This window comes from Fusobacterium sp., assembly GCF_019012925.1.
Lineage (GTDB): Bacteria > Fusobacteriota > Fusobacteriia > Fusobacteriales > Fusobacteriaceae > Fusobacterium_A.
Genome location: NZ_JAGIRL010000030.1, coordinates 1 through 13,302 on the forward strand (window position 1 = coordinate 1; position 13,302 = coordinate 13,302).

A 13,302-nucleotide genomic window follows, 5' to 3' on the forward strand; every position below is an offset into this window, starting at 1 on the left:
GTAAGATATTAATATAGCTTGGTGAGAAGAGCTACGGGGGTACACCCAGATACATTCCGAACCTGGAAGTTAAGCCCGTAAACGCTGAAAGTACTTGGAGGGAAGCCTCCTGGGAGGATAGGAACTTGCCAAGCTTTTTTTATTTTTTGGAGAATATCAAAAAAATAGTTAAAATAGGTGTAATTATTTTGAACTATTAAAAGAGATATGATATAATAAAGAAAGTAAAAAGGAGGGGGAAAATGAGATATCCTATAGATTTACATATACATACTTCTGCTAATCCACATGCTTATAGTACATTGGAAGAGAATATAAGAAGTGCAAGAGAAAAAAATATGAAAGTGATAGCAATAACAAATCATGGACCGGCATTACAAGATTCACCTCATTGGTGGAGTTTAGTGAATATGCGTGTTATTCCTGAATATGTAGGAGAGTTAAGAGTATTAAAAGGTGTTGAAACTAATATTATAGATGAAAATGGTAATTTTGATATAAATCAGAGAATTTATGATGTGATGGATATTATTCTGTGTGGTTTACATACTGTTGAAGCATATGGAGATCCTACAAATATAATAAAGAATACAAAAGCTGTAGTAAATATGATAAGAAGTCAAAAAATAGATATTATGGTACATTTAGGAAATCCACAATTTCCATTGGAGTATGAAATTGTAGTTCAAGAAGCTACTAAAGCAGGAGTGGCAATTGAACTAAATAACTCATCTCTAAGAGCTTCAAGAAAAGGTTCTGAAGTAAATTGTAGAAAGATATTGGAGCTATGTAAAAAATATGATACCTATGTGTCATTGGGAACAGATTCACATATCTCCTATGATATAGGTGAGTTTTCAAAAGTACAGGAGTTAATAGATAAAATTGGATATCCTATGGAGAAGATTTTAAACTTTTCTGTTGAAAATTTAGAGGCATTTTTAAAAGAAAGAAAAGAGAAGAGAGTAAAAAACATATAAAAAACAGATGTAATTTTATACTTTACTTAATTTATTACACGTGTTATAATTAACCTAGCTTAATTTAAGGAGGTAATTTTAATATGGTAAAAATTGGAGATTTAAGTATAAAAACACCGATAATACAGGGTGGTATGGCTATTAGGGTCTCAATGGCTAAACTGGCAGCATCAGTGGCTAATGAAGGTGGATTAGGAGTAATAGCAGGAACAACTTTAAGTATAGAGGAATTAAAATCTGAAATAAAAAAAGCTAGAGATATGATAGTTAATAAAGGTGGAGCATTGGGTGTTAACATAATGTATGCAGCTACTAATTTTATGGAATTAGTTAAGGCTTCCATTGAAGAAAAAGTAGATGTTATCATATTTGGAGCTGGATTTTCAAGAGATATATTTGAAGTGGCAAAAGGTACAGGAGTAAAAATTGTACCCATAGTTTCTACATTAAAACTGGCTAAAATATCTCAAAAATTAGGAGCAGATGCCATTGTAGTAGAGGGTGGAAATGCTGGAGGGCATTTAGGAACTGATTTGGACTCTTGGGATATAGTGGAAGATATAGCAAAAAATATAGATATTCCAGTATTTGGAGCAGGTGGAGTAATAACTCCAGAAGATGCTCAAAGAATGATGAATTTAGGAGTTTCAGGGGTACAGATGGGAAGTAGATTTGTTGCTTCTGAAGAGTGTGAGATAGATAGAAAATTTAAAGAGATGTATATCAATGCCAAAGAGGGAGATATAGTAAGGATGATGAGTTCAGCTGGTTTACCAGCTAATGCTATAATAAGCCCCTTTGTAGAAAAGATTAGAGAAGATAGAGCTGATAGACCAACTAAGTGTATAAAATGTTTGAAGAAATGTACCTACAAGTTTTGTGTGAATGAGAGATTAGTGAGAGGTCATTCAGGTGACTTTGAAGGTGGAATTTTCTTTGCGGGAAAAGATGCTTGGAAAATCAATGAGATACTATCTGTTAAAGAGATATTTGACAGATTTAAAAAAGTATTTAAAGAATAAGATAATAATTTAGGAGGATTTATGGAAAATAACAAAATCTGTAAACTACTGGGAATAAAATACCCAATATTTCAAGGAGCAATGGCTTGGATAGCTAATGGGAACTTAGCAGGACACGTATCTAGAGATGGAGGATTGGGAATAATTGCTGGTGGAGGAATGCCAGTTGAGATATTAAGACAAGAGATAAGAAAGGTAAAAGAGATCACATCTAACCCTTTTGGAGTAAACTTAATGTTGATGATGGAAGATATAGAGAAACAAATAGATGTTTGTATAGAGGAGAAAGTACCAGTAGTAACAACAGGTGCAGGGAATCCAGGACCTTATATGGAGAAATTAAAAAATGCAGGAATAAAAGTTATTCCAGTTGTAGCATCAGTGGCACTTGCTAAAAGAATGGAAAAAATAGGAGCAGATGCTGTTATAGCTGAAGGTATGGAAGGTGGAGGACATATTGGAACAATAACTACAATGTCACTATTACCACAAGTAGCTGAGGCTGTTTCTATTCCAGTTATAGGTGCAGGTGGAATAGCTAGTGGAAAGCAGTTTTTAGCAGCTCTTTCTCTAGGAGCTGAAGGAGTGCAAGTTGGAACAAAATTCTTAGTAGCTGAAGAGTGTACAATACACGAAAATTATAAAAAGGCAATTTTAAAAGCTAAGGATAGATCAACAGTTTCAACAGGAAATTATACTGGTCACCCTGTAAGAGTTATTGAAAATAAATTTGCTAAACAGATACTAGAGATGGAAAAGGTAGGAGCTCCAAAAGAGGAGATCGAAAAGATGGGAGTAGGAAAATTAAGATTGGCTGTTGTAGATGGAGACACAGATAATGGAAGCGTTATGGCTGGTCAAGTAGCAGCAATGGTAAATACTCCAATGACAACAAAAGAGATACTAGAAAGTTTTATGAGAGAGCTAGAAGAGGAAAAAGCAAAACTTATAGCTAGAATTGACTCTTGGAAATAGTAGATAACTAAAAATTTAAAATAAAATTATAAATATATAAAAGGAAAAACTTACTTTTAGTAACTAATGCTTATTATGGTGGTTTTTCCTTTTTTAGTTGTAATATCATCTCTTTTTATATTGAAATCAATTATTCTCTATGATACAATATAAAGTAGTTTAAATAAGGAAAAGAGGTAGAAATGAAAAGATTTTCTCTTTTAATTCAATTAAAATTTATTTATATGTATGTTCTGTTGTATCTAATAATTGGATATTTCTATGACAGTAAAATAAAGATGCTTGGATATTATGATATTTTGGAGCAGTATTTTGGAAATTTCATTGTTTTTATGATTTTTATTTTAATGTTACATCTATACTCCCTTTTTATAAAATGTAAAAGAAATAGAATGGTCTATGGAATCAGATTAAATTTCTTTGTAATATTGGGAGTTTCAACAGTTTTTCTTGGTGGGCTTTATAACTTAGGATTACCTTTCAAAAAAATAGTGGCTGATGAGGTAGTTTTAGAAAATTCAATCAGAATGTTTTTATATCAGTATAAGCTAGGAACAGTATTGACTTATTCATTTAACTACTGTATAAGTAATATCTATTTTAACTATTTCTATGTGAGCTTATATGTATTGATTTTTATCTCGTTATTTTTCTTGATTGCTAAGAAGTTGAGAGTTACTATTACCTCTATAATTGTCCATAGAAGAGAGGAAAAAAGACGAAGAATAGAGAAACAATTAATTCAAGAGCAGATAGAATTGATGGAAGCAATGGAGAGAAGAGAGAGGGAACAGAAGATCTTAGAAGAGGAAAAGGAGAAGGTAGAAGATGATACTAGCATCTAAATCACCTAGAAGAAAAGAGATTCTAGAGAGTGTAGGATTTAATTTAAAAATTATAAGTGTAGATATAGATGAGTGTAGTGATGAGATTGATATTTGTGATAAGATAAAGGATATTGCTTATAAAAAAGTAAAAGCAGTAGCAGATAGATATCCAGATGAATATGTAGTAGGAGCAGATACAATAGTTGAATTAGATGGAGAGATAATAGGAAAGCCTAAAGATGAGAGAGAAGCCTACGAAATATTAAAAAGATTGTCAGGTAGAACTCACAATGTGATAACAGCATATTCATTTATAAATAGAAAAAAGAATCTAGAAACAAAAGATTGCTCAGTAACTAAAGTATACTTTAAAGAGTTGAGTGATGAGATGATTGAGTGGTATATAGGAACTAAAGAGCCAATGGATAAAGCAGGAGCCTATGGAATTCAAGAGAAGGGAGCTATATTTGTAGAGAAAATAGAGGGTGATTTTTTTACAGTGATGGGATTCCCAATAGAGAGATTTATGGAAAGATTATTAAATCTAGGAGTAAAATTAAAAGAGATTGAAAGAATATAATATATGAAGTTAGAGGTGTGTAATGAGAAAAATATTTAATAAATTTTTAGGGATATTTTCAGAGGATTTGGGGATCGATTTAGGAACTTCAAATACTTTGGTTTGTATTAGAAATAGAGGAATAATACTGAATGAGCCTTCTGTAGTAGCTTTGAATAACAAAACTAAAGATGTTTTTGAAGTTGGAGATAGAGCCAAATTGATGATAGGAAGAACTCCTGGGAGTATTCAGACAATAAGACCATTAAAAAATGGAGTTATTGCAGATTATGAGATAACTGAAAAAATGTTGAGAAGCTTTTTAAAAAAGGTAAATCAGAAAAAAGGATTATCTAGTCCAAGAGTTATAATCTGTGTTCCCGCTGGAGTAACACAAGTTGAAAAGAGAGCTGTTATAGATGTAACAAGAGAAGCTGGAGCAAGAGAAGCTTATTTGATAGAGGAGCCTATGGCAGCTGCAATAGGAATAGGATTAAATATATTTGAACCAGAGGGAAATTTAATAATAGATATCGGTGGTGGAACATCAGAGATAGCTGTAATATCTTTAGGTGGAATAGTAAAAACTTCATCTTTTAGAGTGGCTGGAGACAGATTGGATAGTACAATAATAGATTATGTAAGACAGAAGCACAATCTATTAATAGGAGAGAGAACAGCTGAGGAGATCAAAAAAACAATAGGAGCAGTTATTGATTTAGAAGAGGATGAGGTTATAGAGATAAGTGGAAGAAACGCTTTAAATGGATTACCTAGAGATATAAAAATATACTCTTCTGAGATAGTAGAAGCTTTAGGAGACTTAGTACAACAGATAATTGAAGAGGTGAAAGTGATATTGGAAAAAACACCACCTGAATTATCTTCAGATATTAAGAGAAAAGGAATATATATAACTGGAGGAGGAGCTCTTTTAAGAGGAATAGATAAAAAGATATCTGAGAACTTAAACCTAGAGGTAAAAATATCAGATGATCCACTAAATGCAGTAATAAATGGAATACAAATTTTATTAAAGAATTTTGAGACATATAAGAAAGTGTTGATATCTCCTGAAAGTGATTATTAAGAAAGAAAGAGGAAAAATATGAAAAAATTGATAACTCTATTTTTAATAACATATATTTTTTCATATGCAAACTATCTCATTACTAATAGTGAGATAGTTCTTTTTTATGATAAAGAGTATAATAGCATAAAATATATAAGAGGTGATGTTTTTAATAAAACAGATATCTCAAAATTAGAGGGGAGTTTAATTTTAAATAACGAGGAGATAATTCCTTTAAATAAATATTTTATTGGTGCAGAAATGGTTACTCAAAACAATATTTTAAAATTAAACTATAGAATTAAAGAGAAAGATATAAGTGTTTATATCATTCCCTCAATGAGTGAGAGAGATAAGCTATATTTTAAAGTTGAATTGGGAGAGTTTAAAAGAGAGGCTAAAAATATAGATTTCGCATTAAAAATAATACCTCAATATGAGAATAGATATGTTGATTTTAATGAAAAAAATAGTTCATACTCATATGATGATTTTTATATTAAGGCTGAAAATTATCAAGGAAAGTTATATATTACAAGGGATTCACAGTTGGAAGATTTAAATTTAGAAGAGGTAAAAAATAAGGTAAAAAAATATCAAGATGATAGCTTATATTACATTGTAAAGGATATTGAAAAAGAGAGAGATTTAGTTTTAGTAATTAAATTTTATCAAGAGTTTCAAAAAGATCCTCAAATATTAAATCAGGATATATTTGCAAATGAGATTGATTACTGGGAGAAAAATGGTTATGATAATAAATTTACTGAAAAGAAAGTTATTTTTCGAAAGGAGCTTGAAAACTTACAGATAATGAGCTCTAGAAGTATCATACCAAATAGAATAGATTATACAAAAAGTGAAAAAAATTTAAATACAAAGATAAAATTATACTACTTGAACACCCTATATGATAAAGGGTTTAATGCAAATAAACTTTTTGAAGATATAAATATAAGAAAGAGTGAAAATGAAGCTATAATATATTATACTTTTCTTTTTAGATATTTAAATGATAGTGAAAATACCCTCGATGGAAATCTATTAAAGGGGAAGATAATGCCAGAGGTACTCTCTTTGTTAGATTATTTAGAGGAAGTAGATGATGAGGTTATAAATATTAGAAATAATATAAATAGCTATTATTGGTACTATCAGTTAATAGAAGCTATTCAAGAAAGAGAAGAGTTTCAAAGTGAGAGAGAGTTCATAAGAAATAAGAAAGAGTTTCTTTTAAACTATTTGAATAGAAATTTTGTGAGTGAGAATGGTTTAAAAAGTAGAAAAAATAGTAAAAGAGTTAACTATAAAAATATAAAATATATTGATTTTTTACCTCAAGAGGAACAGTTAAAGCTATTAAGAAAGGATTATAAAGAGAATTACAATAGTCGTTATGGAGTTTTAATTCACGGAAAAGATGTAGATAGAATAGATTTAAATTATAATCTTGCTTTTATCTCAAAGTTATACAAAAATGGAGAGAGCTTTTTAGCAGACAAGTTATTTTTTAATATAAAAAACTATATTAAAAGAAATAACTACTATGTATCTAACTATATATATTTAACTGGAGATAATATCCCAGGTATAGATGGAGAAACTTTATATTTATACTTTATAGCAGAAGAGTACAGGGAGAAATATGGAGATTAAAAATAAGATTGAAGCAATTCTTCTCTTAGGTGGAGATGAAGTTAAGATAAAAGAGTTATCTAAGTTTTTTTCCATTCCTTTAGATGAAGTATTAAAGATATTAGAGGAATTAAAAGAGGAGAGAAGAGAGAGTGGAATAAACATAGAGATAGATGGTGAGGTTGTAAGTTTAGCAACTAATCCAATCTATGGAGAGGTAATAAATGATTTTTTCCAACAGGAGAGCAAACCTAAAAAACTTTCAGGAGCAGCACTGGAGACACTTTCAATAATAGCTTATAGGCAACCTATAACAAAGGGAGAGATAGAAGCTATTAGAGGTGTATCTGTAGATAGAATAATCCAAAATTTGGAGGAGAAAAAATTTATAAGAGTGTGTGGAAAGAGAGAGACAATAGGAAGACCAAATTTATATGAGGTAACTAATAAATTTTTAGGTTATATAGGAATAAAAAAAATCGAGGAATTACCTAATTATTTAGATGTGAGAGGAAGTGATGAAGATAGAGGAGATCAGAATAAATAAGTATCTAGCTTCTTTGGGAGTAGGTTCAAGAAGAGAGATTGATAGATTGATAGAAGAGGGAAAAATAAAGGTCAATGGAGAGATAATCTCAGCTGGAATAAAGGTAACAGAGGAAGATGAGATTGAGGTAAAGGGAAAGAAAATTGAAAAAACTGGGGAGAAGAAAGTGTACTATATGCTAAATAAACCCTTGGAGATATTGAGTTCAGCTAAAGATGATAGAGGAAGAAAAACTGTTGTAGATCTAATCAAATGTAAGGAGAGAATATTTCCTATTGGAAGATTGGACTACAATACAACAGGACTGATTCTACTTACTAATGATGGAGAGTTATTTAATAGAGTGATACACCCTCGTTCAGAGATATATAAGGAGTATTATGTTAAGGTGTTGGGGGAGATAAAGGAAAGCTCTATAAAAAAGCTTGAGAATGGAGTTGAGTTGGAAGATGGTAAAACTCTGCCTGCATATGTAAAAGTACTATCTAAAGAGAGAGGAAAGAGTGAGCTATTGATCTCTATAAGAGAGGGAAGAAATAGACAGGTGAGAAGAATGTTAGATGCAGTTAATCACCCTGTAGTTATTTTGAGAAGAGAAAGAATAGGGAAGCTAGCTTTGGGTAAATTAAGAGTAGGAGAGTATAGAGAGTTGACAGCAGAGGAAGTAAAATACCTATATTCTTTATAATTAAATTATGTTATAATATAGGGTAAAAACAAGTATAATAGGAGGCAAAAATATGGCATTAACAAGAGAAGAGGTTTTAAATGTAGCTAAACTTGCTAGATTAAAATTTCAACCTGATGAAATTGAAAAATTTCAAATAGAATTAAATGACATACTTGGATATATTGATATGTTGAATGAAGTGGAAACTGAAGAAGTTACAGCTATGACACAGGTAAATTCACAAGTAAATAACTTGAGAGAAGATGTAGTGAAAGAATCTTTAACAGTTGAAAAAGCACTTTCAAATGCTCCAGATTCTGGTGATGGTGCAATAATAGTACCAAAAGTAGTTGGTTAATTAGAATAGAAGAAGATTAGTAGATAATCATAGAGAGTGTGGTATCTATTAAAACTAAGGAGGATTTTTTTAATGGAGAATTTGTATAAATTATCTGCCTTTGAAATAAGAGAGAAGATTTTAAAAGGTGAAGTAAAATCAGAAGATTTAGTTCAAAAAATATTTGAAAGAATAGAAAAAATAGATAGTAATATTGGAAGTTTTGTTTCTTTAAGAAAGGAAAAAGCTTTACAAGAGGCTAGAACAATTGATGAGAAGATAAAAAATGGAGAAAAAGTGGGAGAGTTAGCAGGGGTACCAGTGGCTATAAAAGATAATATGGTATCTGAAGGAGATAAGACAACTGCTTGTTCAAAAATTTTATCAAACTATACAGGTATATATGATGGAACAGTTGTAAAGAAATTAAAAGAGGCAGATGCAATCATAATAGGAATAACTAATATGGATGAGTTTGCTATGGGAAGTACAACAAAGACATCTATTCACCACATCACAAGAAACCCTTGGGATAATGAGAGAGTACCAGGAGGAAGTAGTGGAGGAGCTGCTACTAGTATAGCTGCTCAAGAGGCATATATCTCTTTAGGATCTGATACTGGTGGAAGTATAAGACAACCAGCTTCATTCTGTGGAGTAGTTGGAATGAAGCCTACTTATGGAAGAGTATCAAGATATGGACTTATGGCTTTTGCTTCATCTCTTGATCAAATAGGACCAATAGCTAAAAAAGTTGAGGATATAGCTTTAGCTATGAATGTTATAGCTGGTCCTGATGATTATGATGCAACTGTTGTAAATTGTGAAGTTCCTGATTATACTCAGTTTTTAAATCAAGATATAAAGGGAATGAAAATAGGAGTACCTAAGGAGTACTTTATAGATGGAATAAATCCAGAAGTTAGAAAGATAATGGATAGCTCTTTAGAAAAGTTTAAAGAGTTAGGGGCAGAAATAGTTGAAGTTTCTCTACCACATACAAAATATGCTGTTCCAACTTACTATGTAATAGCTCCAGCTGAAGCAAGTTCAAACTTAGCTAGATTTGATGGTGTAAGATATGGATATAGAAGTGAAAATATAGAAAATATAAATGATCTATATATTAACTCAAGAAGTGAAGGTTTTGGAGATGAGGTAAAAAGAAGAATTATGATAGGAACTTATGTTTTAAGTGCTGGTTTCTATGATGCATACTTCAAAAAAGCTCAAAAAGTAAGAGCAAAGATAAAAGATGATTTTGAAAAAGCTTTTGAAAATGTAGATATAATATTTACTCCTGTATCACCAACAACAGCATTTAGATTAGATGATAAAAAGACACCAATAGAGTTATACCTAGAGGATATATTTACAATTTCAGCAAACTTAGCTGGAATACCAGGAATTTCAATTCCAGCAGGAAAAGTAGAGGGATTACCTGTAGGAATTCAATTGTTGGGAAAACCTTTTGGAGAGGGAGAGTTGATCAAAGCTGGATCAGCTTTTGAAAAAGTAAGAGGAGAATGGGAGCTTCCTGAATTAGATTAGGAGAAAAGGAGAAAAGATATGAGAGAATGGGAATCAGTAATCGGGCTTGAAGTCCACCTACAATTAAAAACTGGAACAAAGGTTTGGTGTGGTTGTAGTGCTGACTATGATAATGCTGAATCAAATACAAATACTTGTCCTATCTGTTTAGGACACCCTGGAGCACTACCTAAACTTAATAAAAAAGTAGTAGAATATGCAGTAAAAGCTGGATTAGCTTTAAATTGTAAAATAAATAATGAGAGTAGTTTTGATAGAAAAAACTATTTTTATCCAGATACACCTAAAAACTATCAAATAACACAATTTGATAAATCATATGCTGAAAAAGGTTCATTAGAGTTCAAATTAAACTCTGGTAGAGAGGTAAAAGTAGGAATTACAAAATTACAGATAGAGGAGGACGCAGCTAAATCAATACACGCTGAGCATGAGTCTTTGATCAATTTTAATAGAGCGTCTATACCATTGATAGAGATAATTTCAGAACCAGATATGAGAAGTTCTGAAGAGGCTTATGAGTATTTGAACACTTTAAAGAGTATTATTAAATATACAGGTGTAAGTGATGTTTCAATGGAATTAGGATCTTTAAGATGTGATGCTAATATATCTGTAATGGAAAAAGGATCTAAAGTCTATGGAACTAGAGTTGAAGTAAAAAACTTAAACTCATTTAAAGCAGTAGCAAGAGCTATAGATTATGAGATAGGAAGACAGATCGAAACTATTGAAAATGGTGGAAAAATTCATCAGGAGACAAGATTGTGGGATGAGGAATCTCAAACTACAAAAGTGATGAGAAGTAAAGAGGAAGCAATGGATTATAGATATTTTCCAGAGCCAGATCTTTTAAAGCTTGTAATAACTGATGAAGAGATAGAAGCTATTAGAGAGACTATGCCAGAATCAAAAGTTGAAAAAATCGAGAGATTTATAACTGAGTATGGATTACCAGAGTACGATGCTAATATTCTATGTGAAGATATAGAGTTAGCTGATTATTTTGAAGGTGTAGCAAAATCTTCAAATAATGGAAAACTTAGTGCAAACTGGATAATGACAGATGTTATGAGAGTCTTAAAAGATAAGAATGCAACTATTGAGGAGTTTACAATCTCTGCTGAACATCTAGGTCAAATAATAGCTTTGATAGAGAAGGGAACAATCTCAACTAAGATTGCAAAAGAGTTATTTGAGATTAAATTAGCAGATGAGAGAACACCTGAAGAGATAGTAAAAGAAAAAGGAATGGTTCAAGTAGCTGATACAGGAGCTATAGAAGCTATGGTAGATGAGGTAATTGCAAATAATCCTAAGATGGTAGAGGACTATAGAAACTCTGATGAGGGAAGAAAACCAAGAGTGTTAAAAGGACTTATTGGACAGGTTATGAAGCTTTCTAAGGGAAAGGCAAATCCTACATTAGTAACAGAGATAATGACTAATAAATTATAAAAATAAATTAATTGTAAAAAAGGGGAGGAATTAACTAGTTTGTTAAGGTTAATTTTCTCCTTTTTTTAATATTAAAAAAATAGCAAAAAAATAATTTGTCATATTCAAGACATAAAATAATGATACTCTTTCTTTGTAAATGAAAAGCAAGGAGATAATAAAATGAAAAAAATAATAGCTGTATCACTATTTTTAACATCTATAGCTGGTTACGCCATGGAGGATCACAACAGTAATCATAAGATGGAGAGTTCTAGTCACCATTCTCATATGACTAAGTTTGAAAAGAATAGAGAGATAAAATTTGAAAGAGAACTATTAGTACCACCACTTTTAAAAGGAAAGCTTATAGACAATACAAGAGTTTTTGATTTAGATATAAAAAAAGGTGAATGGGAATTTTTAAAAGGGAAAAAAACTGAAACCTATGGATATAATGGTCCAATATTAGGTCCTGTTCTAGCTTTAGAAAAGGGAGAGAAGACTAGAATTAATATATCGAATAGTTTATCAGAGGAAACAACAGTTCATTGGCATGGAGCTATTGTTTCTCAAGAATCAGATGGAGTTCACAATTCAGATATTTTACCTAATAGTAAAAAGACAGTTGAATTTACATTGAATCAACCAGAGGCTACTCTGTGGTTTCATCCACACCCAATGCATAAGACAGCTCAACAAGTGTACAAAGGCTTGGCAGGATTGATATATTTAAGTGATGAGAAGAGCAATGAATTAGCTATTCCAAGAGAGTATGGATTCAATGATTTTCCGATAGTCATTCAAGATAAGAAGCTATCTTCAGAGGGGAAGTTGGAATATAAAACAAATCATATGGAGAAAATTCATGGGAAATCGGGAGGATATTTAATGGTAAATGGAATCGTTTCACCATATATGAATATTCCAAAAGGTTTAACAAGATTGAGAGTTATCAATGGAAGTAACGCAACAAATTACAACATTGATTTATCAAATAGAAGCTTTTTTCAAATTGCTAGTGATGGAGGATTTTTAACTTCTCCTGTGGAGATGAAAAAACTTGTTTTAGCTCCTGGTGAACGTGCTGAGATTATTGTAGATAGTGAAATCCTAGAGACAAAAGATTATCTGTATATAAATGGTGTTAAAGCCCTTGAGTTTAGAAAAACTAATAGAGAAAGTTTGAGTAAACTTCCAAAAAATTTAAGTATTTTACCTGAAATTAAAGATGATTTAACAAAGTTAAAAACTTTGAATTTTACTTTAAAAACTACTTCTAAATCTAATACAATAAATGGAGAAGTTTTTGATATGGAAAAGATGAATTTCCAAGTAAAAAAAGGTGAGAAACAGATTTGGAATATTGTAAATAGTGATGGAATGATGGATATGCCACACCCTTTCCATGTACATGGAGCTCAATTTAGAATACTAGAAAGAAATGGACAACTTCCTCCACTTAATGAACAAGGATGGAAAGATACTGTAAATTTAAAAGCTGGAGACAATGTTAAGATTTTAGTTGAATATAAAACAGATGGTATAACTGTTTATCATTGCCATATTTTAGAGCATGAGGAAACAGGAATGATGGGACAATTTCAAATTATTGATAGATAGACCTAACCTTAACTACACTATTCTTTCCTTTCAACTACTAAATTAGTGTAGGTAAAAAATGAAAAAG

13 protein-coding genes and 1 rRNA gene are annotated in these 13,302 nt (G+C 31.0%); all 14 read left to right on the forward strand.

What is annotated here, in order from left to right; all coding sequences use genetic code 11:
- Nucleotides 1-17: 17 nt before the first annotated feature.
- The 14 genes from rrf (at nt 18) to QZ286_RS05420 (ending at nt 13,235) form a co-directional block, all read left to right on the forward strand.
- Nucleotides 18-134: ribosomal RNA gene (gene rrf / locus QZ286_RS05355) — 5S ribosomal RNA — on the forward strand.
- 108 nt (nt 135-242) lie between these two features.
- Complete coding sequence (locus tag QZ286_RS05360; RefSeq protein WP_291255943.1) at nt 243-980, forward strand: phosphatase; 738 nt, start codon at nt 243-245, stop codon at nt 978-980.
- An 83-nt stretch (nt 981-1,063) separates the two neighbouring features.
- Nucleotides 1,064-2,002, forward strand: coding sequence for a nitronate monooxygenase family protein (locus tag QZ286_RS05365; protein ID WP_291255944.1), 939 nt, complete (start codon nt 1,064-1,066; stop codon nt 2,000-2,002).
- Nucleotides 2,003-2,023: 21 nt separating this feature from the next.
- A complete protein-coding gene (gene fabK, locus QZ286_RS05370; RefSeq protein ID WP_291255945.1) occupies nt 2,024-2,977 on the forward strand; it encodes an enoyl-[acyl-carrier-protein] reductase FabK in 954 nt (317 codons plus the stop codon).
- 182 nt (nt 2,978-3,159) lie between these two features.
- The gene (locus tag QZ286_RS05375) at nt 3,160-3,822 is read left to right on the forward strand and encodes a hypothetical protein (protein ID WP_291255946.1); all 663 of its coding nucleotides are present in this window, start codon (nt 3,160-3,162) and stop codon (nt 3,820-3,822) included.
- The gene (locus QZ286_RS05380; protein WP_291255947.1) at nt 3,806-4,384 is read left to right on the forward strand and encodes a nucleoside triphosphate pyrophosphatase; all 579 of its coding nucleotides are present in this window, start codon (nt 3,806-3,808) and stop codon (nt 4,382-4,384) included. Before QZ286_RS05375 ends, QZ286_RS05380 begins: the two co-directional genes overlap by 17 nt.
- 22 nt (nt 4,385-4,406) lie before the next feature.
- A complete protein-coding gene (locus QZ286_RS05385) occupies nt 4,407-5,453 on the forward strand; it encodes a rod shape-determining protein (protein ID WP_291255948.1) in 1,047 nt (348 codons plus the stop codon).
- 18 nt (nt 5,454-5,471) lie between these two features.
- Nucleotides 5,472-7,091, forward strand: coding sequence for a hypothetical protein (locus tag QZ286_RS05390; RefSeq protein ID WP_291255949.1), 1,620 nt, complete (start codon nt 5,472-5,474; stop codon nt 7,089-7,091).
- Complete coding sequence (scpB, locus tag QZ286_RS05395; RefSeq protein ID WP_291255950.1) at nt 7,081-7,617, forward strand: SMC-Scp complex subunit ScpB; 537 nt, start codon at nt 7,081-7,083, stop codon at nt 7,615-7,617. The genes QZ286_RS05390 and scpB overlap by 11 nt, the downstream gene beginning before the upstream one ends.
- The gene (locus tag QZ286_RS05400; RefSeq protein WP_291256016.1) at nt 7,604-8,305 is read left to right on the forward strand and encodes a pseudouridine synthase; all 702 of its coding nucleotides are present in this window, start codon (nt 7,604-7,606) and stop codon (nt 8,303-8,305) included. Before scpB ends, QZ286_RS05400 begins: the two co-directional genes overlap by 14 nt.
- A gap of 52 nt (nt 8,306-8,357) precedes the next feature.
- Complete coding sequence (gene gatC / locus QZ286_RS05405; protein ID WP_291255951.1) at nt 8,358-8,645, forward strand: Asp-tRNA(Asn)/Glu-tRNA(Gln) amidotransferase subunit GatC; 288 nt, start codon at nt 8,358-8,360, stop codon at nt 8,643-8,645.
- Nucleotides 8,646-8,717: 72 nt separating this feature from the next.
- Nucleotides 8,718-10,175, forward strand: coding sequence for an Asp-tRNA(Asn)/Glu-tRNA(Gln) amidotransferase subunit GatA (gatA, locus tag QZ286_RS05410; RefSeq protein ID WP_291255952.1), 1,458 nt, complete (start codon nt 8,718-8,720; stop codon nt 10,173-10,175).
- Between the two features lie 18 nt (nt 10,176-10,193).
- Nucleotides 10,194-11,633: an Asp-tRNA(Asn)/Glu-tRNA(Gln) amidotransferase subunit GatB gene (gatB, locus tag QZ286_RS05415; protein WP_291255953.1), complete on the forward strand. Its 1,440-nt coding sequence runs from the start codon at nt 10,194-10,196 to the stop codon at nt 11,631-11,633.
- A gap of 162 nt (nt 11,634-11,795) precedes the next feature.
- Nucleotides 11,796-13,235, forward strand: a complete 1,440-nt coding sequence (locus tag QZ286_RS05420) for a multicopper oxidase family protein (RefSeq protein ID WP_291255954.1) — start codon at nt 11,796-11,798, stop codon at nt 13,233-13,235.
- Nucleotides 13,236-13,302 lie beyond the last annotated feature (67 nt).